At 64.4% G+C, this 23,099-nt stretch carries 19 protein-coding genes; 14 read left to right on the forward strand and 5 right to left on the reverse strand.

Features of this window, described 5'->3' with window-relative positions:
• Positions 1-157: 157 nt before the first annotated feature.
• Both AC5J09_RS06630 and AC5J09_RS06635 read right to left on the reverse strand, forming a co-directional pair.
• A complete protein-coding gene (locus AC5J09_RS06630) occupies positions 158-664 on the reverse strand; it encodes an Hsp20/alpha crystallin family protein (RefSeq protein WP_100670426.1) in 507 nt (168 codons plus the stop codon).
• A 119-nt stretch (positions 665-783) separates the two neighbouring features.
• Entirely contained in the window at positions 784-1,263 is a 480-nt protein-coding gene (locus AC5J09_RS06635) for an Hsp20 family protein (RefSeq protein WP_100670424.1), read from the reverse strand.
• 374 nt (positions 1,264-1,637) lie between these two features.
• On the opposite strand from AC5J09_RS06635, the gene AC5J09_RS06640 reads away from it, so the two are divergent.
• The 4 genes from AC5J09_RS06640 to AC5J09_RS06655 all read left to right on the forward strand — a co-directional run bounded on the left by AC5J09_RS06640 (position 1,638) and on the right by AC5J09_RS06655 (position 3,266).
• Entirely contained in the window at positions 1,638-1,943 is a 306-nt protein-coding gene (locus AC5J09_RS06640; RefSeq protein ID WP_324763780.1) for a DUF982 domain-containing protein, read from the forward strand.
• Positions 1,944-2,292: 349 nt separating this feature from the next.
• Entirely contained in the window at positions 2,293-2,526 is a 234-nt protein-coding gene (locus AC5J09_RS06645; protein WP_324763779.1) for an AbrB/MazE/SpoVT family DNA-binding domain-containing protein, read from the forward strand.
• Positions 2,523-2,927 (forward strand): type II toxin-antitoxin system VapC family toxin, encoded by a 405-nt coding sequence (locus AC5J09_RS06650; protein WP_324763778.1) that lies wholly within the window; start codon positions 2,523-2,525, stop codon positions 2,925-2,927. The genes AC5J09_RS06645 and AC5J09_RS06650 overlap by 4 nt, the downstream gene beginning before the upstream one ends.
• Positions 2,928-2,999: 72 nt before the next feature.
• Positions 3,000-3,266, forward strand: coding sequence for a DUF982 domain-containing protein (locus AC5J09_RS06655; protein ID WP_416385266.1), 267 nt, complete (start codon positions 3,000-3,002; stop codon positions 3,264-3,266).
• A gap of 38 nt (positions 3,267-3,304) precedes the next feature.
• Here the strand turns inward: AC5J09_RS06655 and pbpC are convergent, their stop codons facing one another.
• Together pbpC and AC5J09_RS06665 are read right to left on the reverse strand one after the other, a co-directional pair.
• Complete coding sequence (gene pbpC / locus AC5J09_RS06660; protein WP_324763777.1) at positions 3,305-5,449, reverse strand: penicillin-binding protein 1C; 2,145 nt, start codon at positions 5,447-5,449, stop codon at positions 3,305-3,307.
• An 8-nt stretch (positions 5,450-5,457) separates the two neighbouring features.
• The gene (locus tag AC5J09_RS06665) at positions 5,458-10,905 is read right to left on the reverse strand and encodes an alpha-2-macroglobulin family protein (RefSeq protein WP_324763776.1); all 5,448 of its coding nucleotides are present in this window, start codon (positions 10,903-10,905) and stop codon (positions 5,458-5,460) included.
• Positions 10,906-11,168: 263 nt separating this feature from the next.
• Here AC5J09_RS06665 and AC5J09_RS06670 point away from each other — a divergent pair, with 263 nt between their 5' ends.
• From AC5J09_RS06670 to AC5J09_RS06695, 6 genes are all read left to right on the forward strand, one after another.
• On the forward strand, positions 11,169-11,912 hold the full coding sequence (locus tag AC5J09_RS06670; RefSeq protein WP_275599043.1) for a DeoR family transcriptional regulator: 744 nt from the start codon (positions 11,169-11,171) through the stop codon (positions 11,910-11,912).
• Positions 11,913-12,042: 130 nt separating this feature from the next.
• The gene (deoC, locus tag AC5J09_RS06675) at positions 12,043-13,047 is read left to right on the forward strand and encodes a deoxyribose-phosphate aldolase (protein WP_100670409.1); all 1,005 of its coding nucleotides are present in this window, start codon (positions 12,043-12,045) and stop codon (positions 13,045-13,047) included.
• A gap of 4 nt (positions 13,048-13,051) precedes the next feature.
• On the forward strand, positions 13,052-15,436 hold the full coding sequence (locus AC5J09_RS06680) for an aldehyde dehydrogenase family protein (RefSeq protein WP_324763775.1): 2,385 nt from the start codon (positions 13,052-13,054) through the stop codon (positions 15,434-15,436).
• A 124-nt stretch (positions 15,437-15,560) separates the two neighbouring features.
• Positions 15,561-16,016: an RbsD/FucU family protein gene (locus tag AC5J09_RS06685; RefSeq protein WP_324763774.1), complete on the forward strand. Its 456-nt coding sequence runs from the start codon at positions 15,561-15,563 to the stop codon at positions 16,014-16,016.
• Positions 16,017-16,035: 19 nt separating this feature from the next.
• A complete protein-coding gene (locus tag AC5J09_RS06690) occupies positions 16,036-16,464 on the forward strand; it encodes an OsmC family protein (RefSeq protein ID WP_100670402.1) in 429 nt (142 codons plus the stop codon).
• Between the two features lie 32 nt (positions 16,465-16,496).
• Positions 16,497-17,291, forward strand: a complete 795-nt coding sequence (locus tag AC5J09_RS06695) for a dimethylarginine dimethylaminohydrolase family protein (RefSeq protein WP_494297205.1) — start codon at positions 16,497-16,499, stop codon at positions 17,289-17,291.
• A gap of 222 nt (positions 17,292-17,513) precedes the next feature.
• Here AC5J09_RS06695 and AC5J09_RS06700 read toward each other — a convergent pair whose 3' ends face one another.
• On the reverse strand, positions 17,514-18,887 hold the full coding sequence (locus AC5J09_RS06700; RefSeq protein WP_324763772.1) for an FAD-containing oxidoreductase: 1,374 nt from the start codon (positions 18,885-18,887) through the stop codon (positions 17,514-17,516).
• 238 nt (positions 18,888-19,125) lie between these two features.
• Here AC5J09_RS06700 and osmF point away from each other — a divergent pair, with 238 nt between their 5' ends.
• The 4 genes from osmF (at position 19,126) to AC5J09_RS06720 (ending at position 22,993) form a co-directional block, all read left to right on the forward strand.
• Entirely contained in the window at positions 19,126-20,043 is a 918-nt protein-coding gene (gene osmF / locus AC5J09_RS06705; RefSeq protein ID WP_324763771.1) for a glycine betaine ABC transporter substrate-binding protein OsmF, read from the forward strand.
• A 78-nt stretch (positions 20,044-20,121) separates the two neighbouring features.
• The gene (locus tag AC5J09_RS06710; RefSeq protein WP_324763770.1) at positions 20,122-21,321 is read left to right on the forward strand and encodes an ABC transporter permease; all 1,200 of its coding nucleotides are present in this window, start codon (positions 20,122-20,124) and stop codon (positions 21,319-21,321) included.
• Positions 21,318-22,256: an ABC transporter ATP-binding protein gene (locus tag AC5J09_RS06715; RefSeq protein ID WP_324763769.1), complete on the forward strand. Its 939-nt coding sequence runs from the start codon at positions 21,318-21,320 to the stop codon at positions 22,254-22,256. The genes AC5J09_RS06710 and AC5J09_RS06715 overlap by 4 nt, the downstream gene beginning before the upstream one ends.
• The gene (locus tag AC5J09_RS06720; RefSeq protein WP_100670392.1) at positions 22,256-22,993 is read left to right on the forward strand and encodes an ABC transporter permease; all 738 of its coding nucleotides are present in this window, start codon (positions 22,256-22,258) and stop codon (positions 22,991-22,993) included. Before AC5J09_RS06715 ends, AC5J09_RS06720 begins: the two co-directional genes overlap by 1 nt.
• Positions 22,994-23,099: the final 106 nt, after the last annotated feature.

Genomic DNA, 23,099 nt, shown 5'->3' on the forward strand with positions numbered 1-23,099 from the left:
AGGCCCGCATCCGCCTGCCGGCAGCTCGCCCATTTAGATAGTGAGCTTCGCGAGGGACGCGGAAGGTGCCGCGAACCCCTTCGCCCCCGCCTGTGGGGAGCAGGTGCCGGCAGGCAGGTGAAGGGCCCTCGCCGACGGCGGGGACTGCAACAGGCAACTACCGCCCGTTGATCGCAATGCGTTTGGCTTTCGACTGGGCCTGCTCGGTCTTCGGCAGGGTCACCGTCAGGACGCCATTGCGGAAGGTCGCATTCACCTTGCTTTCGTCCACCTCGTATCCGAGCGGAATGCGCCGTTCGAAGCGACCGTAATATCGCTCCGAGAACTGGTTCTCCTGGTCCTCGGTCTCTGCCCGCTTTTCGCCTCGCAGCGACAGCACGCCCTCGGACAAGGACAGTTCGACATCCTTTTCCTCGAGACCCGGCAGTTCAGCGGTCACCTTGATTTCCTTATCCCGGTCCGAGACCTCCACGCTCGGCCAGCCGCCTGCAAAACCCGTAAGGCCGCTGAAGGGCAGGCGGGTTTCGAAGCTGCGGAAGGCGTCGTCGAACAGGCGGTTCATTTCCCTGTGGAGCGCCAGGAAGGGATTTCGGTCGTTGTCGCGATAGGAAGCCGGCACCTGGCCCTGCGCGCGGCCCCATGGGATGAGATCACGTACATTCATCGGTCCGTTCCTTTCTTTGCATTGGGAGCGGGGTGTGGCGTCTTGCGGCCTCTCCCGCCCCCATTCCGGAGCCGAAGCGTCAGCGTCCGCCGGCGCTTCGGTGCGATTGGCATGCGCAGCTACGCTGCGTGCTTTTCGCCTTCGATCTGTTTCGAGGCCTCGCCGGCCGGCAATGCCTCTGCCTGATGTATCTCTATCCGACGCGGCTTCATCTGCTCGGGAAGCTCACGGACGAGATCGATCTTGAGCAGGCCGTTGGCGAGGTTGGCGCCGGTGACGCTGACAAAGTCGGCGAGCTGGAAGCGACGCTCGAAGTTGCGTGCGGCAATACCGCGGTAGAGATATTCGGTGTCGTCTTCTCCGGTTTTCGCGCCGGTAACGGTCAGCATCTGCTGCTCGTGCGTGATGGTGATCTCGTCCGGGGCGAAGCCCGCTACCGACATTGCGATCCGGTACTGGTTCTCACCGACTCGCACGATGTCGTAGGGCGGCCAGTTGTCGTTCGGCGCCAGGCGACTTGCTGAATCCAAGAGGTCGAACAGATGTTCGAAGCCAACGCTGGAGCGCGACAGCGGCGAGAAATCGAAGCTTGTTCTCATAGCCATATCCTCCTTGAGCAACATGGACGATGAGGAGCGCCGAAGAGAACGGAGCTCCTCGACTGCGAGCCCCTTACAGGCGGCTCTCGCACCCGATTTAGTCATTCGAAGCCGGGTTTCAAGGGTCTCCGGGCATCGATTTTCGTCCTTTACTCCGGCCATGAGCGACCGCAAAAATCGGCCCTTCGAACGAGGGCCCAAGCCGCTGATCGAGGTTCTTGAATTTACCTTTTCCGCTCCAATATCTGTTCAGCGCGATACGTTTTCGAGACGCGCAGAGATCAATATGGCACCTCGCAGCGCTGCCTGGTTCGTTCGACCCGTGAGAGTGCAGCGGGCGTGCAGTTCATTGACGGCAGAGGAAAGGAGGAAAAATGCTTCTCAATGAGATCCCCTGGACGATCCCTCTCACCGTGCGCCTTTCCAACGGTCTGACGCACACTTTTGCCTCCGTTTACGAGGCCCTCGACTTCCTGGAAAACGAGTGGCCGCTCAGGAAGGGCGAGCGCTACGAACGGGCGGTGCGGACCTGTCGGCGGGCCTTGAACCGGATGACGCCGGCGGCAGTGGCGCGGGAAGCCTTCATCGCCGCTTGCCTTGAAGCGGGCATGCCGCTCGTCATGGCACCGCCGGCCCGCGAGCCGCAGGGCGACAGCGTCAAGGCTGCGCAAAGGGCGTAAAGCGGGAGGATCAGGTCATCATGCACAGACCCCAGCATGCGCGCCGTGGCGCCGTCTTCATTTCGGCGACGCGAAAACGTCTGTTGAGACGACGAAATGGCCTTCGGGCGGGGGCCGGACGATGATCTGCTACCAGATACGCGGGACGCCGGTAAATGCTGCGGCTGCACGCGCGAGCAATTGCGTGTGATCGCTGACCGGGCGCGCAGTTGGGAGGAGGCGTTTCCCGATGTGGAAGCCGTGCTCGACGAGGCCTATCACTCGTCGAGCGCATGCTTGCACGCTCCGTTCTTGAAATCGACCGGGTAAAGTAATACCTTGATTAAAGTATTCCTTACCGAGGTAGATTATGAGCGCGACAGTGACGACAAAAGGTCAGGTGACCATCCCGAAGCCGGTGCGGGACTTCCTTGGCATCGTGCCGGGTACACGGGTGGATTTTCTGCGTGCCGCAGACGGCACCGTGGTTTTGACGCGGGCGGATAAGAAGCGGCCTGCGAGCCGCTTCAGCAAGCTGCGCGGCCATTCCGGGAAGGGTTTGAGCACCGATGCCATCATGGCGCTGACGCGCGGTGACGAGTGACGTTCGTCGATACGAACGTCCTGCTCGATGTGGTGACCGACGATCCGACCTGGGCGGATTGGTCGATCGGTCAACTCGAAGCCGCGGCGTTGCGCGGGCCGCTTCTGATCAATGAAGTCGTCTATGCCGAACTTGCGGTGCGCTACGAGCAGATCGAGCGACTGGATGCGTTTCTGTCGGAGGCCGGGATCGATATCGCCGCCATGCCGCGGCCGGCGCTTTTTCTGGCTGGCAAGGTGTTCCAGAAATATCGCAAGGCAGGTGGACAGCGCACTGGCGTCCTGCCGGATTTCTTCATCGGCGCGCATGCCGCCGTCGACCGGTTGGATCTGTTGACGAGGGATACGGGGCGGTATCGGAGGCATTTCCCGACTGTAACGTTGATTACGCCGGACCGATAAGTCGCTTAATCGCGGGGATGCGCCGGAAGTGGGCTCTAGCAGCAACAGATCCCCTGGACGATCCCTCTCACCGTGCGCCTTTCCAACGGTCTGACGCACACTTTTGCCTCCGTTTACGAGGCCCTCGACTTCCTGGAAAATGAGTGGCCGCTCAGGAAGGGCGAGCGCTACGAACGGGCGGTGCGGACCTGTCGGCGGGCGTTGAACCGGATGACGCCGGCGGAAGTGGCGCGGGAAGCCTTCATCGCCGCTTGCCTTGAAGCGGGCATGCCGCTCGTCATGGCACCGCCGTCCCGCGAGCCGCAGGGCGATAGCGTCAAGGCTGCGCAAACGGCGTGAAGGAGGCGGACCGGCGGTCGCGTGGAGCGTCCGTTCGTTCACTGGACGAAGACGCGTACGCTGGCGGCACGCCCCAGCGCATCGATGACCGTGAGTGTCGAGTAGCCGCCGCCATCCGGCAGCCACTGGCTGACGCGCCGTCGGGTCACGTCGGGTAGCGGGCGGCCATTGGCAAGCCAGCGGAAGGGCGCCCGGCCGCCCTGGAGCTTCAGCGTCAAGGGCGTGATCTCGCCGTCCCCATGCGCGCCAAGCTCGACGCGGGCGCCTTCCGGCGGGAACACGATCTGCGGCGCCGCTTCACGAACCGAGGCCGAAAGCAGCCCGTTCGCCGTGACCGAGAAGCGCCGCTGGCTGATCGGCAGATCGGCCTGGACAAGCCGGACGGCGCCCGCGGGCGGGCCGGGCAGGGGTGTTATCGCGATCCCCGCCTTGGCAAATCCTTCGAAGAGAATCGGCGCCGCCGCACCGTAACCGGTGAGGCCGGGCACGGCGCCATTGTCGGCCCTGCCGACCCAGACACCGAGCACATAGCGGCCGTCGAAGCCTACGGACCAGGCATCGCGATAGCCGTAGCTGGTGCCGGTCTTATAAGCGATGCCGTGCCGGCGGCTTCCCGCCGGTGGCAGCACGTCGGAGAGTATGTCGGCGACATGCCAGGCGGCGACCGTCGACAGGAGCGGTTCGCCGTCGATGGGACCGGGGACGCCTTCGATGCCGTTGCCGAGGCGCACCGGCCAGCCCTGGTTCGCCAGGCCCGCATAGAGCTGTACGAGCTCGCGAAGCGTGATGCCGACGCCGCCGAGGCCGATCGCAAGCCCCGGCGCCTCGTGCGGCGGCAATTTCGGCCTGACATCGGCGCGCCGGAAGCGCACCATCAGGCGCGACGGACCGATGGCATCGAGCAGGCGGATCGCCGGCACGTTCAGGGACAGTTGCAGCGCCTCGCGCACGCTGACGTCGCCCTGATAACTCATGTCGAAATTGCGCGGCCGGTAGCCGAAGAAGTCCGCCGGCCGGTCTTCGATGATCGTCTCCTGGCTGACGAGACCCTCCTCGAAGGCAAGACCGTAGATGAAGGGTTTCAGCGTCGATCCGGGGGAGCGGGTGATCCGCGTCATGTCGATCCAGCCCGAGCGGCTTGCGTCGAAATAGTCGGCCGAGCCAACTTCGCCGACGATCTCGCCGGTCCTGCTATCGGCCATGACCATGGCGACCGACACCTTGGGGCCGAGCCTTGCAGCACCTTCGCGGGCGACGCCTTCGAGGCCCCGTTGGATATTGCGGTTAAGCGTTGTCGGATGCCGGCGCCCCGCCGGATGCTTCCGTCGTGCCGCCTCGGCGAGATGGGCAGCATGGGCGGGAAGCTGCAGGCGGCGCGTCGGTATGGCGGTCATCGCCGCCCGCTCCGCTTCGCCTTCGCCGATGACCCTGGCGACAGCGGCGCGCGCGAGCACGCGTTTGCGGGCTGCTTCGGCGGCGGCAAGATTGCGGTCGGGCCGGCGCTTTTCCGGCAGTTGCGGCAGCGCGACGAGCAGTGCAGCCTCTCCAGCCGAGAGGCGGCGCGGCTCCTTGCCGAACCAGGCGAGGCTTGCCGCGCGCACGCCTTCGAGATTACCGCCATAGGGCGCATGGGTCAGATAAAGATCGAGAATCTCGTCCTTGCCGAGGCGCCGTTCGATCTGGATGGCGCGGGCCACCTGACGAAGCTTCGCCGCCAGCGTGCGTCTCTCCCGCGGCTCGATGAGCCGCGCCACCTGCATGGAGAGCGTGGAAGCGCCGGAAACGACATGGCCGCTGGTGATGAACTGCAGCGCGGCACGAGCGAGCGCCAACGGGTCGATCCCCTGATGTTCGCGAAAGCGCTGGTCCTCATAGGCGATCAGCATCGCGATGAAGCGCGGGTCGACGTCCTGCGCGGTCGTCTTCAGCCGCCACAGGCCATCCTTGGTCGCGAAGGCGCGCAGGAGGTGGCCGTCTCTGTCGAGAACTTCGGCCGAGACCGTTTCGGCCTCGGAGAGCGGCGGCGGAAAGGCCCTGTCGGCCCATTCGAAGGTGAAGACTGCGAGAGCGGACAGGATCAGGACGAGGGATACGGCGACGATCGCCCGGCCGCGTCTGGATGGGTCGCGTGGGGCTGCTGCGACAATGCCTTTGCGGTTCGACTTTCGCCGAGAGAACATCATCCTGCGTCCTACTGGGCTGCCTGCACCTCCATGCGTCCCGTCGCCGTGCGCGCCGAGAATTGCGGCCGGTACATGTCCTCCACGCTCGCGGCCGGATGGTCGTATGTGCCGGGCGTCACCGCGCGTACGACATAGGCGAGGGTGATTTCGCGGTTGTCGCCAGCCGAACGGTCGAAGGCGGCCACGAAGCGGTCGCTGCGGAATTCGGTATGGGCAGACTCGACTTGGCCGATCCATTCAAAATTCGAAAGCTGGGCGCTGTCGACGAGGCTTGGATTGTCGATCTCGAATCCGGCGGGCAGGAGGTCGGTGATAAGCACCCGGGACGGCCAGTCGTTGCTCTCGGTCACCTTCAGCACCGCGACATAGCGCTCGTTCTGCCGGGCCTCGCTGACATTAGCGGCCGTTCCGTCGAGCGTGTAATAGCTCCGCTCGATGGAGAAGCCTTCGCCGCCGGCCGAGAGCGGCTGGGCTGGCGCCGCCACCGTCGTCACGACGGCGGAGACCATGTCGGTGCCTTCGTTGCGGATGACGACCGGGTGCTCGATCAGCGCATCGCCGGTCATGCGGGCGGCGTAACTGCCCGTGCGCGCTGCGCCGTTGACCTCGATCCTCATGTCTTCGTCGCCCCCCTGGATTGCGCGTGCGGCCAGGACCATCCAGGTCTGCTCCTGGGTGCTCGTGTATCTCGCCTGCTGCCATTCCCGGGCGACAACCCTGGAAAGCTCGGGAATGATCGGCGGCACGGGCCGGCTCTCGGCTGCCAACGCCAGCACGGCCGCGCCGTCGCGAAGCGAAGAGCCGTAGTCGGAGCGGGCAAGGCTGACATTGACGAGCCCAGTCGACATGTCGGCCGCGGCCGCGAAGATATCCTGCGAGCGCCGGGCGTCGCCATAGAGCGCGAGCGCCGCGGCGATGTGGGCCTTGGCGAGCGGGGTCGGGAAATCGCCGAGCATCGTGTCCGCATAATAACGCAGATCGCTGATCGCGGCCTTGCGGTTGCGCGCCAGGACATAGAGCGCATAGGCGATCTCGTTGCCGCGGCCCTTGACGTTGGTCTCGTAGCTCAGCGCGTTTTGCAGGTTTTCGAGCGCCTGCACCATCGATTGTTCCGGCACGTCGAATTTCTGCTCCCGCGCGCGCGTAAGGAAATCGGTGACGTATGCATCGAGCCAGAGATCGCCGGAGCCGGGGCTCCAAAGGCCGAAACTGCCGGTGGAGGATTGATAGGCAAGGACCCGATAGATCGCCTCCTGCACGCGCTTCTTGACGCCCTCGTCGTCGGCAAGCCCGGCTTGCTTGGCAAGCTCGCTGAGATAGAGCAACGGCAAGGCGCGGCTCGTCGTCTGCTCGGCGCAGCCATAGGGATAGCGGTCGAGCGTCATCAGAAGCGCCGGCACGTCGAAGGCGGCCGAACGCGTCACGTTGAGGCTGACCGAAGCGCCCTGCAGCAGGCTGTCGGCGAGCAATTGCTCGTCCACCGTGAGACTGCTGCCGGCGGCGACATTGACGACATGACGCTGAGTGACCGGCAGGGCTGCCGGGCGGACAGGAATGTTCAGCGTCTGCTCCAGCGACAGGCCCGAGGCGTTCGATAGCCTGACGGTGACGAGACCGTCTCCCGGATACTGTCCGGCGAGCGGCAGGGTAAGAGCGGATTTGCCGCCGGCGCCGAGGTTCACCATTTCGGCCGCTGTCTGTTCGACGGTGACCGGGCCGTTGGTCGTGACCTGCAGTTGATAATCGCCCGCCGGCCCGTCGGTGTTGGCGATATCGAGCCGCAATTCGGCCCGGTCTCCCGGCGCCAGGAACTTCGGCAGGCTTGCGGTCACGACGACCGGATCGCGGATGACCACGTCCTTCACGGCATGGCCGACGCCGGACTTCGTCCAGGCGACCGCCATGATCCGTGCCGTTCCGTTGAATTGCGGAATGTCGAATCGAACATTCGCCATGCCTTCGGCGTCGAGCTTGATGGCGCCCGAGAAGAAGGCGACGAGCTTTTCGGTCGGGGGGCTGCCCTGGAGCGGCATTTGTCCGCCGTCGCCGCCCGTGCGCAGCCGGCCGGTCGCGCCGAGCGAGCCGTCGATCAATCGTCCGTAGAGATCGCGCATCTCGAGCCCGAGCCGCCTCTGGCCGAAATACCATCCGTCCGGGTCCGGAGCCTCGTAGCGCGTCAGATTCAGAATGCCGACATCGACTGCGGCAACCGTGACATAGGCGTCTTCGTTGGCGCCGGCCCCCCGGACCTGAAGGCCGATATCGAGCGGCCGGCGCGGTTCGGTCTTCTCGGGCGCGTCCAGGCTGACGGCGAGCTTTCGATCCGCGGGATCGACGGACAGCCACTTGATGCCGATCGCCCGCATGGGCATGCGGCTCTCCTGCGCTTCGCCCGGGCGGTAAAGCGTCGCGGTGACATAGGTGCCCGTACCCCATTCGGCCGTCACCGGCAGTTCCACCTCGCCGCCGGTTTCGGCAATGGCCGCGGTCTTCGTCGTCACCAGGGTTTCCGTGCCGACAGTCACCAGCAGTTCGCCGGCAAAGCGCGGCGAGACCTTGAGCTTCGCCGTCTCGCCGACCGCATAGTTTTCCTTGTCGAGCGCGATCTCCAGCCCGTCCGGGGTCTCCGTCGAGGTGGCCTCGACATACCAGCCCGCATCGAACTCGACGCTCGAAGCCGGCCCGTCGAGGGCCGCCGCCTCGATCTCCAGCCGATAACGGCCCCAGCCGACCGGGACGGAAATTTCGGCGCCGTCCTCCGTCACGTCGGCCGAGCCGCTCGCCACCTGTTTCGTGGAGACGACCGGCTCGTATTTCCAGGCGGTGCCGTCGCGATACCACTGGTAGTTTCGTTCGACGCTGATCAGCTTCCAGGGGAGACCCGGCATCGCGGTTCTGGTGCCGTCCGCGTCGACGGCGATGACGTGGAATTTCCCGACAGAATTTTCGGCGAGGTCTCCGGAGAACTCCGGCTTGATCCCGATCATCGGTCCCTCGGGTTTCACCGGCAGGGTCAATGTGCGCTCGACCGCGCGGCCGCCGGCCTCGCGCATGCGAACCGTCACAATGGCGTTGAGCAGCTGCGTCGTTCCGGGGACCTCGGTCAGATCGACGTCGAAAACCGCCTTGCCGTTTTCATCGAGCGGCTCCAGACCTTCCAGCGGCAGGCGCGTGTCCTCGCTTGCCTCTTCGTCGGCGAGGCCGAAGAAATAGCCGTTGAACGCTTCGCTCCGGCGCGTCGGCCTGACGGCAATTTCGCCTTCCAGCGTCAGGCCCGCGGCGGGTGCGCCGTAGAGATAGCGTCCGTCGACGGCGATTTCGACGGGGGTGCCGACCTCGATCGCCTCTGCCTCGCTCGTCAGGTCGAACTCGGTGCGGTCCGGCACGAAATCGTCGACGAGGAACTGCTTCTCGGCGATCGCAGAGCCCTTCGGATCGGTGAATATCTGCATCGTCCAGGTGCCGCGCATCGCATTTTCTGGGACCGGCAGATCGAGCGTGTGCCCGCCGAGCTTGCCGCCGTCGCTGACGAGGCGGCGGTCCTCGACGCCGTCCGGGCGCAGGAAAACGAAGGTCAGCGGCAACTTCTCGATCGCGGCACCGTTGACGTCGCGGGTGAGCGCTGCGGCATGAACGGTTTCGCCCGCGCGATAAATGCCGCGTTCCGTCCAGGCGAAGACGTCGATCGCACCCGGTGCGGCGCGTCCGGTGACGCCTCGGTCGGAAAGGTCGAAGCCGGCGCGCGTCATGTCCAGGAACACGTAGTCGTCGCTACCCTTCCGGGCGGTGATCGCCGCCGGCGTCATGCTGGCCGTGCCGCGGATCAGTCCGGCGGAAAAGGTTGCGCGCCCTTCCGCATCGGTCGTCGCCGTCCCGAGCACCTCATTGTTCTTGGCGACCAGCTGCAATTCGACCTCTGCAAGAGGCTTGGCGCTCGCAAGCGAACGCGCGAAGACGGTAAGCCCATCCGTGCCTGCAAAGGTCGATATGCCGATGTCGGACACGACGAACCATTGCGTGGCGCGGGCGTCCCAATCCTGTGTAAGCCCGGTTCCGGAGCTCGCCGTCAGCACGTAGACGCCGGGCTTGCGCTGCGGCAGAGCCTCGTCGACCGGAAAGCTCGTCACCACTTCCTTGTTAAGCTCGGTGGCGATGTCGATGCTGCCCTGCCAGACCAGCTCGCCGCTCTCGTCCTTGATGCGCTCCTCGCTGTAGCCGTCGAGCTGGGTCAGGAACTGGGAGCTCGTGAGCAGCGAAGAGATGTTGCGGTCGCCGATTCGGTAGAGCTTGAGCTTGGCGCTTTCCGTATTGACCGAGACGATCGGAATGCCGCGCCGCGCAGTCGAAGGCAGGACGAAGCTGTCGCCGGTGAAGCGGACCATCGGCCCGCGGTCCTTCACGTACACGTCGAGGCTGACGGGGGTCTCGATGACTTCCTCGACGGAGGAGGGCAGGCCCTGCCTCAGCACGAGTTTGTAACGTTTGCCATGCGCCAGGCCTTCGACGCAGATTTCGCTGCCCTTGGCTTCCACCGCCTTCGGCGCAGCGCCATCCAGCGTTACGAAGGAGGAATAATCGGGACCGTTCTTCAGTAGCGGCTCGGAGAATTGCACGCAGGCGCGGGGGCTGGCGCTGTCTGCATCGACCGTGTGGCCGGTGACCCGAAAGCCCTGCCGTGCCTTGAGATCGAGATAAGCCGTCTCGACCGACTTTGCCTGCACGAGTTCGAGGCTCGCTTTGTAGGCCTGGAGCGCGGCACGATAGTTCTGCAGCTTGTCGAGCGCCTGGGCGAGAATAGCCAGCGCATGCGCGCGACTTTGCGCGGTCCGCGTCAGTTGATAGCCGTTAAGCGCGGCAAGGGCGGCTTCGCTCGCCAGGTCCGTGCCGCCCGTATACCGGTTGGCGGCCTCAGCCGCCTCCAGCCACAACGCGCTGTCATCCGGCGTTACCGCAAGCGCACCGCGGAAGGCCTGGAGGGAGGCGACGAAGTTGCCGGCCGTCAACTCGCTGCGCGCCGCCTCGATGAGGCCGTTGACCCCGAAACCCTGCTGCTCGTCGGCCAGAACGAGATTCGCCTTTACATCGCGCGCCTGCTGAAGGAGGTCGTCCGAGACGAAGTCAAGGCGCGGCGGTGCCCCGATGTCGGCTTCGCCCGCGGCGGTTTCGACGACCTTGCCGGCGAGGGCCCCCGGGAACGTGTTCAACTGGTTGAAGTCGGACTTGAGGAAGCACCACTTCACCTTTGGATTGTAGGTGAAGGCCCTGCAGGAGCGGTCGGCGATGCAGGCACTCTGGCATTGGTCGAGCGATACGTTCTGCTCGGTGCGCAGATCGAAGCCGAAATAGTCGGCATCATTGGTAATCTCGATCCGGCGTTCCGGCTCGGCCGCTGCGATCGGCATCCCCAGGGAAACGAGTGTGAAGAGAAGAGTGGAAAGACCGAGAAACGCGCGCATAGACAAAAGTCCCCCCGACGCTGGCCGCTTCGATTGTACATCACTCTTTCAACCTTCGCCGGGCGTTGTCAATCGAGGAAACGGCGAGTTCAGGGGACACCCTATGGCTGTGCGGCGCCCGGTGTGCCTTGAAGCACGAGCCCATAGGCCAGCTCGTCCGTCCAGCTTCGCCCCGGCGGATCGCTTGCGGGCCGAGGCAGTCCTGTGATATTTCTCACAGATTAACATTGCGCAAAATGCTTTCTTTATAAATTGGAAGAGCCATGGCCAGCCGCAGGGAAACACGCATCGCCACCTTGTCCGACGCGCTTTCGGCGCGGCGCGTCGTGCATCTGAAAGAGGCGGCGGCGCTGCTCGGCGTATCGGAAATGACCGTCCGGCGTGATGTCGCCGACCATCCTGGGCTGTTCGGATATCTGGGCGGCCATATCGTCCCGGCCGCCGAGATCGAGAGCGATGCGCCCTACGAACTTGCCCGCGCGGCCGACAGTCACGCCGCCGCCAAGCGGCAGGCCTGCATTCATGCCGCCCGGCACATTCGCCCGGATGAGACGATTTTCATCGATTGTGGTACGACGCTGGAATATCTGGTCGAGCTGATACCGGACGATTACGCAGTTACGGCGATCTGTTATTCCCTGAACACGGCCGACAGGCTGACGCGGAAGAAAAATCTCCGCATGGTAATGCTGGGCGGCGTCTATCACCCGTCGTCGGCTTCGTTTTCCGGTGCGCCCGGCATCGAGACGCTCGACCAGCTCGGCATCAATGTCGCCTTTCTTTCGGCGGCCGGGATAGACCCGGCGAGGGGAGCGACCTGCGTTCATTTCCACGAGGTGCCCGTCAAGCAGAAGGTGATTTCGCTGGCGCGCGAGAATTACCTCGTCGCCGACAGCAGCAAGCTCGGCAAGCTGAAGGCGGCTTTCTTTGCTCCACCCGGTGCTTTCCGGTCGCTTATCACGGAAGACGGCGAAACCGCGCTGACGCCTGTGCCTGGAAAAGTATGAGCGCGCGCAACCAGCCTTGACAGGCGGCGGAAATGATGAAAGTTTAACAAATATCGTGTTAGAAAACTAACATTCTGGTGTTCGCTCTTGAGGCGCGCCGCCGGTGGTCCGGGTAGAGGGGAGAAATCGGTTGGAAGACCTTGCTCTGAGAAGCGCGGCGGTGCACCCCGCCGGCGCGGGCCACAACTGGCCGCGCAATGACGGTGTCGAGCTCGACCTGTCCTGGGTGCTCGATCAGCGCGTCAATCTCTCTGCGGCAGAGCGCCGCGTTCAGACGCTGCCTGGCCGGCGCACCGTCAAGAAGGATGCGCAGGCCGCCTGGCTCTTGAAAGCCGTCACCTGCATCGATCTCACGACGCTCAACGGCGACGATACGACCGAGCGCGTAAAACGCCTCTGCGCCAAGGCGCGCCAGCCGGTGCGTCAGGACATTCTCGAAGCGATCGGCATGGGCGATCGAGGTATCACGACCGGCGCGATCTGTGTCTATCATCGCTTCGTTTCGACCGCGGTGGAGGCCCTGGAGGGTTCCGGAATTCCGGTGGCGGCAGTGTCCACGGGCTTTCCGGCGGGTCTCGTTCCCCATGACGTCAAGCTCAGGGAGATCAAGGCCTCGGTTGCCGATGGTGCTCGGGAAATCGACATTGTCATTACCCGCGAGCACGTACTGACCGGCAATTGGCAGGCGCTCTACGACGAAATGCGCGACTTCCGTGCGGCCTGTGGCGATGCGCATGTCAAGGCCATCCTCGCGACCGGCGATCTCAAGACGCTTCGCAACGTTGCGCGGGCTTCGCTCGTCTGCATGATGGCGGGCGCCGACTTCATCAAGACGTCGACCGGAAAAGAAGGGGTGAACGCGACCCTGCTCGTCACGCTCGCCATGCTCAGGATGATCCGGGCCTATGAGGAGCGAACCGGAATCAAGGTCGGCTACAAGCCGGCCGGCGGCATCTCCGTCGCGAAGGACGTGCTGAACTATCAGTTCCTCATGAAGGAAGAGCTTGGGCGGGAATGGCTCGAGCCCGACCTTTTCCGCGTCGGTGCATCCAGCCTGCTCGCCGATATCGAGCGACAGCTCGAACATCATGTCAGCGGCGCGTATTCGGCCCTCAACAGACACCCGATCGGATAATCAGATGAGCGTTGCCACTTTCTTCGACGATATGTCCTATGGCCCGGCCCCCGAAGCCGACACCGAGGCGCGCGCCTGGCTCGCCCGGCATGAAGGCAAGTTCGGCCATTTCATCAACGGCGCCTCTGTCGGGTCGGTTTCCGGCAAGACGTTCGACACGTTCGAGCCGGCGACGGGCAAACTGCTCGCGAAAATCGCACATGGCGGGCGCGACGACGTGAACGCGGCGGTGGCGGCGGCGCGCAAGGCGCAAGGCCCGTGGGCCAAGCTCTCCGGACATGCGCGCGCCCGACACCTTTATGCACTCGCGCGAATGATCCAGCGCCATGCGCGCCTGATCGCGGTCGTCGAAGCGCTCGACAACGGCAAGCCGATCCGGGAAACGCGTGACATCGACATTCCGCTTGCCGCTCGCCACTTCTATCATCATGCCGGCTGGGCACAGCTGCAGGAGACGGAATTCGCCGACCAGGTGCCCGTGGGCGTCGTCGGACAGGTCATCCCCTGGAACTTCCCCTTCCTGATGCTCGCCTGGAAGGTTGCCCCGGCGCTGGCGCTCGGCAATTCCGTCATCCTCAAGCCTGCGGAGTTTACGCCCTTGACGGCGCTGCTCTTCGCGGAGCTTGCCGCTGCAGCAGGTCTCCCCGCGGGCGTGCTGAACGTGGTGACGGGCGAGGGCGAGACGGGGGCGCTGATCGTCGAGCACGAGGATATCGACAAGATCGCCTTTACCGGCTCGACCGAAGTCGGACGCCTCATCCGCGAGAAGACGGCGGGGAGCGGCAAGTCGCTGACGCTGGAACTCGGCGGCAAGTCGCCCTTCATCGTCTTCGACGATGCCGATATCGACGCGGCGGTCGAGGGCGTCGTGGATGCGATCTGGTTCAACCAGGGCCAGGTCTGCTGCGCCGGTTCACGCCTTCTGGTGCAGGAGGGCGTGGCGCCGGTCTTTCATGATCGCCTGAAGCGGCGCATGGAGACGCTCCGCGTCGGTCATCCGCTCGACAAGGCGATCGATATGGCGGCGATCGTCGCGCCGGTGCAGCTCCAGCGCATCGAAGAGCTGGTGGCGAAGGGTGTTGCGGAAGGCGCCTCGATGCATCAGCCGAAGATCGATCTGCCGAAGGGCGGCAGCTTCTTTCGGCCGACGCTGCTGACCGGGGTCCAGCCGACTTCCGTCGTCGCGACCGAGGAAATCTTCGGGCCGGTGGCCGTGTCGATGACCTTCCGCACGCCGGAGGAGGCCATCCAGCTTGCAAATCATAGCCGCTACGGCCTTGCGGCCAGCGTCTGGAGCGAAACGATCGGTCTTGCCCTGCATGTTGCCGCCAAGCTTGCGGCCGGCGTCGTCTGGGTCAATGCGACCAACCTCTTCGATGCATCGAGCGGCTTCGGCGGAAAGCGCGAGTCCGGCTTCGGCCGCGAGGGCGGGCGCGAGGGCTGCTACGAATATCTGAAGCCGAAGGCCTGGATGGGGCGCAAGCTGCGCGCCGAGTACGGCTTGCCGGCGGCGAAGCAGGCCGCCGGTGATTTCGCCGTTCCGGCGCTCGACCGCACTGCCAAGCTCTTCGTCGGCGGCAAGCAGGCTCGGCCGGACGGGAACTATTCGCGGCCTGTGCTTTCCCCGAAAGGCAAGGTGATCGGCGAAGTCGGCGAGGGCAACCGCAAGGATATCCGCAATGCCGTCGTTGCGGCGCGGGGCGCCTCGGGCTGGTCTTCGGCAACCGCGCATAACCGCGCCCAGATCCTCTATTACATCGCCGAGAACCTGAGCAGCCGCGGGGCGGAATTCGCCGACCGCATCGCCGCCATGACCGGGGCTTCGGCAGCCAATGCCCGAGCGGAGGTCGAAGCTTCGATCGCGCGGCTCTTCAGCTACGGAGCCTGGGCGGACAAGTATGAGGGCACCGTGCACCAGCCGCCCTTGCGCGGCGTCGCGCTGGCCATGCCCGAACCGCAAGGCGTCGTCGGCGTCATCTGCCCCCCGGAAGCACCGCTGCTCGGACTTGTCAGTCTCGTTGCACCGCTGATTGCGGTCGGAAACCGGGTGGTCGCCGTGCCGAGCGAAGCGCATCCTCTGGCTGCGACCGATTTCTACTCGGTCCTCGAGACCTCGGACGTGCCGCCGGGCGTCATCAATATCGTCACCGGATCTGCGATCGAACTCGCCAAGGCGCTCGCAGCGCACAACGACGTGGACGCGCTATGGGCGTTCGGCTCGCCGGAACTTTCGACACTGGTCGAGAAGCTGTCCGTCGGCAACCTCAAGCGTACCTTCGTCGATTACGGCAGGGCGATCGACTGGACGAATCGCTCGGCCGCCGAAGGGCAGGCGTTCCTGCGGCGAGCGGTCGACGTCAAGAATATCTGGATTCCGTACGGCGAATAGCATCCCGCTCTTGGATGAGCGGGTGGTCGTTCCATCGAAGCGTGGAGAAAGAGCAACAGGCTGTTGACGGCGCGCGCCAGAAACGGCCTGATGCGACCGCGCTTTGCAGTGGAGGAGGACAGGAATGCTCAAGAATATCGACCCGGCTCTCAATGCCGATGTGCTGCACGCGCTGCGATCGATGGGCCATGGCGACACGCTGGTGATTTCCGATACCAATTTCCCATCGGATTCCATCGCGCGGCAGACCCCGCTCGGCAAACTGCTGCACATCGATAATGTTTCGGCGGCGCGCGCGGCAAGGGCGATCCTTTCAGTCCTACCCCTCGACACGCCGCTTCAGCCTTCGGCCGGGCGCATGGAAGTCATGGGGGCGCCGGACGAGGTCCCGGCAGTGCAGCGGGAGGTGCAGGCCGAGATTGACCGCGCCGAAGGGAAGCCCGCTCCGATGTACGGCATCGAGCGCTTTGCCTTCTACGAGGAAGCAAAGAAGGCCTATTGCGTCATCACCACCGGCGAGACCCGCTTCTACGGCTGCTTTCTTTTCACCAAGGGCGTCGTTCCGCCGGAAAACGTCTGAGCCGCGCGAGGTTACGCCCATGGCCGAGCTCAAGGTAAGGACGCGGGAAACTGGCGCGACCGCCGTCGTCGGCCGCACCGGCTTTCCGCATGTGAGATCGCTGACCGGCGGCGAACTCGATATCGTCACCGGTCCTTCGCAGCCGGGATTCGGGCCGCTCGACCTTCTCTATGCATCGCTCGCGAGCTGTCTGGTGCTCAGCGCCCGCATCGCCGCGAGCCGTTTCGGCGTGCTCGACCGGCTCGCGGAAGTTTCGGTCAAGGTGACCGGTGAGAAGGCCCATGACGAACCGTCGCGGGTCGCACGGTTCCACATCGCCTTCGTTATCACGGGCGAATTCGACGACACCGTACGCCACGCCATCATGGAGGCGGCGGAGGAGGAGATCTGCACAGTCAGCAACACGTTGCGCGGCAGTCCGGATTTCGTAAGCACTGTGTCGGCTTAAATAAAAGTCAAACTGAGGGAGAAGAGTCCGCAATGACGCGTCCGGCTTATCGATTCAATTCCATCATCGTGCGTTCGCCGTCACGATCGGTCGTCAACGGCTTGCGCGCGGAGGATCGCGGCAGCCCCACCTATGAGGGAGTGAAGGCCGAGCACGACGCCTATGTCGAGGCGATGCGCGATGCCGGCGTGAAGGTAACGGTCCTGCCGGCGCTCGAGACTTTTCCGGACTCGATTTTCGTGGAGGACCCCGCTCTGGTCTTCACAGAGGGGGCGGTCCTGCTTCGGCCGGGAGCGGCCACGCGCGTCAAGGAAGTCGAGGAAATCGCGCCGACGCTGCGTGACATGTTCGAGACGGTGCTCGACCTGCCGCAAGGCTATGCGGACGGCGGCGACGTGCTGACGACGCGGGAAAGCGTGATGATCGGCCTGTCGGCGAGAACCGACAAGGCAGGCGCGGCGGCGCTGCAGGCTCGCCTCGAAAAGCTCGGGCGCAAGAGCGAGGTCGTCGCGACCCCGGAGGGCGTCCTGCATTTCAAGACCGACTGCTCGCTCCTCGACGACGAGACGATCCTTTCCACCGATCGTCTTGTACGATCCGGCGTCTTCGGGAAGTTCCGGCAGATGGTCATTCCGAAGGGCGAAGAGCCGGCCGCCAACGCGCTGCGCGTCAACGACGTGGTCTTGGTCGGCTCCGATTTTCCCAGGACGATCGAGATGCTCGACAAGGCGGGCTACAGGGTCGTGCCGTTGAAGACCACGGAAATAGGCAAGATCGACGCGGGGCTTTCCTGCATGTCGCTGAGGTGGTTCAGCGAAAGGGCTTGACCGGAGCCGGCCAGGACCGCGTTCCACCCAAGAATGACAGGCCGGATGCTGCCCCTCATCCCGCTGCCGCGACCTTCTCCCCGTCCGAAACGGGGAGAAGGGACAAGCGGCGCGGCCACAGTTCTCCAGCGGAGTTGAAGCATGAGAAGGGACCTAGGGGTCCCTGCGCCCCGCTCGCGGGGAGAAGGTGCCGGCAGGCGGATGAGGGGCAATCCCCCGACGCTACGCCGGCGACAGATCTCCGAACACCGTGGGGATGAGTTCCGATACGGTCGGGTGAATATGCACCGCGCGGGCGATCGTCGTGTAGGGCTTCTTCGCATACATCACGTCAAGAATGCTCTGGATCGCCTCGTCGCCGCCCGTTCCGAGAATCGATGCGCCGAGGATGTCCTTGGTTTCCGCATCGACGATGACTTTCATGAAGCCCTGCGTCTCGCCCTTTTCGACCGCGCGGCCGACCCGTGTCATGGGGCGCGTCCCGATCAGGAGCTTGTGTCCTTTCTTGCGGGCCTCGGTTTCGGTCATGCCGGCGCGCCCGAGCGGCGGGTCGATATAGAGGGCGTAGGTCTGGATGCGGTCGCTCACCCGGCGCGGATCGTCGTCGATGAGATTGGCGGCAACGATCTCGAAGTCGTTGTAGGACGTGTGCGTGAAGGCGCCGCGGCCGTTGCAGTCGCCCATTGCGAAAATATGGGGAACATTGGTGCGCAGGCTGTCGTCGACCTCGATATAGCCCCGTTCGTCGGTTTTCACGCCCGCCTTTTCCAGGCCGAGATCATCCGTATTGGGGTGGCGGCCGGTTGCAAGCAGCACATGCGAGCCGGTCACCTGGGGCTCGCCCGACGTGCAATCAACGCCCACGACGATGCCGTCCGCATGGTTCGAGAAGCGGATGCATTCCGCATTCGCGCGTATTCGAATGCCCTCGTTCTCCAGGATCTCACGGATCGCGTCGGAGACCTCCGGATCCTCCCGCCCGATCAGCCGCGGGCCCTTTTCGATGACGGTGACGTCGGAGCCGAAGCGGCGGAACATCTGGGCGAATTCGAGCCCGATATAGCTGCCGCCCACCACGACGAGATGTTCAGGCAACTCGTCAAGGTCCATGATCGAACTGTTGGTGAGATAAGGAATCTCGATCACGCCCGGCAGATCGGCAACCGCGGCGCGGCCGCCCACATTGACGAAGATCCGCTCCCCCGAAATCAGTTCGTCGCCGATGCGGACGTCACGCGGACCTTCGAAACGGGCGTGGCCCTCGAAGACGGTGCAGTTCTTCATACCCCTGAGCCACTTTTCGACGCCTGAGCGGGCATCGAGCCGGACTTTTTCCTTTCGCGCCATGACGCGACCGAAATCGACCGAGACGGGTCCTGTCGTCATGCCGTATTCGGCTCCGCGCCGGGCCGTGTGGATCGCATAGGCGCTCGCGACCATCGCCTTGGTCGGCATGCAGCCGGTGTTGACGCAGGTGCCGCCGAAGAGCTTGCGCTCGATGAGCGCGACGGTCTTGCCCGTATCCGACAGCCGTCCGGCGAGTGAAGGTCCCGCCTGGCCGGCACCGATGATGATCGCATCGAAATGCTTGTTCATGACAACCCCCGAGGAGATGCTGGCGCCGGGCGGAAGAGTGGTCCACATTACGTCCGATTGCAATGCGCATCGACGGCGACGCGCGCCGCCCGATCCGGAGGGCGCCATGGAACGGATATCAAGTGCAGACAGCTTAAGCTCGATTTTTTCCGGAAAGCTGACATATATGGAACGTCTTGGCCGGACGCAGCGCGGAAAGCGTGATCAAAATTCGAGTTCAAAACCGAGGGAGACAATCATGCGACTGAACTTCACCAGGACACTGATCGGTGCCGCCATTGCGCTTGCACTCACCACCGCGGCTGCCGAGGCCGACGTCGTCGTTTCCTCGAAGATCGACACGGAGGGCGGCGTTCTCGGCAACATCATCCTCTCGGTCCTGAACGCCAACGACATCAAGACGACGAATCGCGTGCAACTCGGCGCCACGCCTGTCGTGCGCAAGGCGATCATCGCCGGCGAGATCGACATCTATCCCGAATATACCGGCAACGCCGCCTTCTTCTTCGAGAAGGCCGACGACCCGGCCTGGAAGGATGCGGCGAAAGCCTATGAAGAGGCGAAGAAGCTCGACTATGACGCCAACAAGATCGTCTGGCTGACGCCGTCGCCGGCCAACAACACCTGGGCGATCGCGGTGCGCAAGGACGTTGCCGAGAAGAACAACCTCAAGACCCTCTCGGATTTCGGCAAATTCGTTTCTGACGGCGGCGAAGTCGTGCTCGCGGCTTCGTCCGAATTCGTCAACTCCGCCGCCGCCCTGCCTGCGTTCCAGACCACCTATTCCTTCAAGCTGAAACCGGAACAGCTCATCACGCTCTCCGGTGGCGATACCGCCGCGACCATCGCGGCTGCGGCAAACCAGACGAACGGCGCCAACGCGGCAATGGTCTACGGCACCGATGGAGGGATCGCGCCCTCCGGTCTCGTGGTTCTCGAGGATGACAAGGCCGTCCAGCCGGTCTATCAGCCGGCGCCGATCATCCGCGAGGCGGTTCTCAAGGAAAATCCGGCGATCGAAGAGATCCTGAAGCCCGTCTTCGAAAAGCTCGACCTCACCACCCTGCAGGAGCTCAACGGCCGCGTGCAGGTCGGTGGCGAGTCGGCCAAGGCCGTTGCCGAGGACTTCCTGAAGGCGAACGGCTTCCTGAAATAGCTTGACGCCGGGGAAGGGCGCTGGTCCGATAAGACTTCGACCGCGCTCTCCCTCACCCTGCGTCGAACGGACGGCTGAATGGCGATTGGCATCATCCAGAAAAAGGAACGCTTGGCCTTCCGTTTCGACAAGCTCGGCCTGATCATCGCGATCCTCGTCCTCTATGGCGCTTTCGTTGCTCCTTTCGCGACGTTTCGTGCAAACCGGATCATTCAGGGCGAAGCGCGGGCCATCCTGGAGGCACTTCCGCCGCCGCTCGGCTACGGGCTCCTCGCCCTCGTGGTCGCCGGCGCCGCCGTCGCGTTTGGGAGGACGCCGCGCCTCTTGCGGATGGGCGTGGCACTGGCTGCGCTGGCAGCTCTCGCTCTTCTGATCGGAGTGGCAGCCGATCACCTGACGCCGCCCGACAACAGCTTTGCACGCGTGTCTCCGGCTTCCGGCTTCTGGGTCCTGGTCTTTGCCTTCTCATTGTTGCTCGCGGACGCCTTGACCCGCCTCAACCCGGGGCCTGGTCTGCGGCTTCTCGTTTTCGCGGGCGTCCTCCTCCTCGCTGGAGGAATGCTCGTCACCGGCCGCTGGGACGACCTTTCGATCATGAAAGAATATGCCAACCGCGCCGAACTGTTCTGGACCGAGGCGGGCCGTCACGTGACGCTGGCGCTCGGCTCGCTTGCCGCGGCGACCATCGTCGGATTGCCGCTCGGCATTCTCTGTCACCGCGTCGAACGGTTGCGGGCCGGCGTGCTCAATGTCCTGAATGCCATCCAGACGATCCCTTCCATTGCACTTTTCGGCATTCTGATCGCGCCGCTCGGCTGGGTCGCGGCGAATGTTCCCGGCGCTGCGGCGATCGGCATCCGCGGCATCGGGGCCGCCCCCGCATTCGTCGCGCTCTTCCTCTACTCCCTGCTGCCTGTCGTCGCGAATACGGTCGTCGGGCTTGCCGGCGTGCCGCACGCGGCCACCGACGCGGCGCGAGGCATCGGCATGACGGATCGGCAGCGCCTCGTCGCGATCGAGTTTCCGCTGGCCTTTCCCGTGATCCTGACCGGCATCCGCATCGTGCTGGTGCAGAACATCGGGCTTGCGACGATCGCCGCCCTTATCGGCGGCGGGGGGTTCGGGGTTTTCGTCTTCCAGGGGGTGGGTCAGACGGCGATGGACCTTGTGCTGCTCGGTGCCATTCCTACCGTCGTACTGGCCTTTACAGCCGCAATCGTGCTCGACGCGCTGATCGAGATGACCATGCCGAACCGCAGCCGAGGCAACGCCGCATGATCGAAATCGAGGGAATAACCAAGCGCTATGCCGATACGGCAGTCGTGAGCGACGTGTCGCTGACGGTCGCGCCGCATACGGTCACCGTCGTCGTCGGAACCTCCGGCTCCGGCAAGACGACGCTCCTCAGAATGATCAATCGCCTCGTCGAGCCGACGGCCGGGACGATCAGGATAGACGGGGAGGACAATCGGTCGATTCCCGGTTTCGAGCTGCGCCGGCGCATCGGCTACGCCATTCAGGGCCATGGCCTCTTCCCGCACAGGACGGTCGCGCAGAACATCGCGACAGTGCCGACGCTGCTCGGCTGGGAAAAAGCCCGCATCGATGCCAAGGTCGAGGAGCTGCTGAAGCTGTTCCAGCTCGATCCCGCGGAATTCGGACCGCGCTACCCCCACGAGCTTTCCGGCGGGCAGCAGCAGCGGGTGGGCGTTGCAAGGGCACTGGCGGCGGAGCCCAACGTGCTCCTGATGGACGAGCCCTTCGGCGCGCTCGATCCGATCATCCGCGCCAAGGCGCAGGACGACCTCGCCGCCATCCAGAAACATTTCGGCACCACGATCATCCTCGTCACGCACGACATGGAAGAGGCCTTCCACCTTGCCGACAGGATCGCGGTGATGGACAAGGGCGAGGTGGTGCAATATGCCACGCCCGCCGAAATGCTCGTCAGGCCCGCCACACCCTTCGTCGAGACGCTGGTCGGCGCCAGCGAGCGTCCATTCCGGCTGCTGGGCATCGAGACGGTCGGCGCGGCGGTGGAGCCCGGCTCGGCCGAGGGCCGGCCGGTCCCGGAGGTTCTCAGCCAGCGTGACGCGCTGTCGGAGCTTCTGTGGACGGGCCGCTCGGCACTGCCGGTCGCGGCGGCGGACGGCGCGATCCTGGGCAAGATCACGCTCGAAGCGATCGTGAAGCGTGCGGCGAGGCGGCAGTGATGGCCACGCTGCCCAATCTGTTTCGGCTGACCGTGCTCGCCGTGTTGCTGGCTTTCCTGCTGCAGCCCGCCTGGTTCGAACCGCTGCTTAAACCTCTGGTGCAGGAGAACGCGCCGGCCATCTACAACCAGGGCAGCCTGTTCTGGCTGACGGTCCTGCACTTGCGGACTGTATTCGTCGCGACGGTGGCCGCGACCCTCGTCGCCGTATCACTGGCGATCATCGTTACGCGGAAGGCCGGCGCCGAGTTTCTGCCGCTCTCGCGCAGTCTGGTGAACATCGGCCAGACTTTCCCGCCGGTGGCGGTCCTCGCGCTTGCGGTCCCGATTTACGGCTTCGGCGAGAAGCCGACCCTGATCGCGCTCTTCCTCTACGGCCTTCTGCCGATCTTCGAAAATGCCCTGACCGGTCTGACGACGCTGCCGCCGACGGTGATGGAGGCCGCACGCGGCTCGGGAATGACCGGGCGCCAGCGGCTCTTCAGGATCGAACTTCCGCTGGCGCTGCCGGTGATCCTGACAGGCATCCGCCTTTCCGTCGTGATCAGTCTCGCGACGGCGACGATCGGCTCGACCGTCGCGGCCAAGACGCTTGGCGAGGTCATCATCGCAGGACTTCAATCCAACAATCTCGCCTTTGTCCTCCAGGGCGGCTTGATCGTCGGCGCGCTGGCCGTCCTCATTCACGATGCGCTCCAGGGGCTTGAACGGGCATTCGCCGGTCGAGCGCACATCTGAAGCGCCTCGCGTCCAATCGGATTGAGGGATGGGTTGGGCCGCTGCTTGCGCGTGCGCTAAGCTTGACGGCTGAGAATGAAAATGAATTTCACAATCTGCCGAAATT

It is taken from the genome of Sinorhizobium sp., assembly GCF_059070375.1.

Bases quoted from the DNA above. Each gene is read 5' to 3' on its own strand.
- AC5J09_RS06665 (WP_324763776.1), bottom strand. From the start codon at position 10,905: ATGCGCGCGTTTCTCGGTCTTTCCACTCTTCTCTTCACACTCGTTTCC.
- AC5J09_RS06700 (WP_324763772.1), bottom strand. From the start codon at position 18,887: ATGAACAAGCATTTCGATGCGATCATCATCGGTGCCGGCCAGGCGGGA.
- osmF (WP_324763771.1), top strand. From the start codon at position 19,126: ATGCGACTGAACTTCACCAGGACACTGATCGGTGCCGCCATTGCGCTT.
- AC5J09_RS06695 (WP_494297205.1), top strand. From the start codon at position 16,497: ATGACGCGTCCGGCTTATCGATTCAATTCCATCATCGTGCGTTCGCCG.
- AC5J09_RS06670 (WP_275599043.1), top strand. From the start codon at position 11,169: ATGGCCAGCCGCAGGGAAACACGCATCGCCACCTTGTCCGACGCGCTT.
- AC5J09_RS06680 (WP_324763775.1), top strand. From the start codon at position 13,052: ATGAGCGTTGCCACTTTCTTCGACGATATGTCCTATGGCCCGGCCCCC.
- AC5J09_RS06690 (WP_100670402.1), top strand. From the start codon at position 16,036: ATGGCCGAGCTCAAGGTAAGGACGCGGGAAACTGGCGCGACCGCCGTC.
- AC5J09_RS06645 (WP_324763779.1), top strand. From the start codon at position 2,293: ATGAGCGCGACAGTGACGACAAAAGGTCAGGTGACCATCCCGAAGCCG.
- AC5J09_RS06685 (WP_324763774.1), top strand. From the start codon at position 15,561: ATGCTCAAGAATATCGACCCGGCTCTCAATGCCGATGTGCTGCACGCG.
- AC5J09_RS06720 (WP_100670392.1), top strand. From the start codon at position 22,256: ATGGCCACGCTGCCCAATCTGTTTCGGCTGACCGTGCTCGCCGTGTTG.
- AC5J09_RS06640 (WP_324763780.1), top strand. From the start codon at position 1,638: ATGCTTCTCAATGAGATCCCCTGGACGATCCCTCTCACCGTGCGCCTT.
- AC5J09_RS06710 (WP_324763770.1), top strand. From the start codon at position 20,122: ATGGCGATTGGCATCATCCAGAAAAAGGAACGCTTGGCCTTCCGTTTC.
- AC5J09_RS06630 (WP_100670426.1), bottom strand. From the start codon at position 664: ATGAATGTACGTGATCTCATCCCATGGGGCCGCGCGCAGGGCCAGGTG.
- AC5J09_RS06715 (WP_324763769.1), top strand. From the start codon at position 21,318: ATGATCGAAATCGAGGGAATAACCAAGCGCTATGCCGATACGGCAGTC.
- pbpC (WP_324763777.1), bottom strand. From the start codon at position 5,449: ATGATGTTCTCTCGGCGAAAGTCGAACCGCAAAGGCATTGTCGCAGCA.
- AC5J09_RS06635 (WP_100670424.1), bottom strand. From the start codon at position 1,263: ATGAGAACAAGCTTCGATTTCTCGCCGCTGTCGCGCTCCAGCGTTGGC.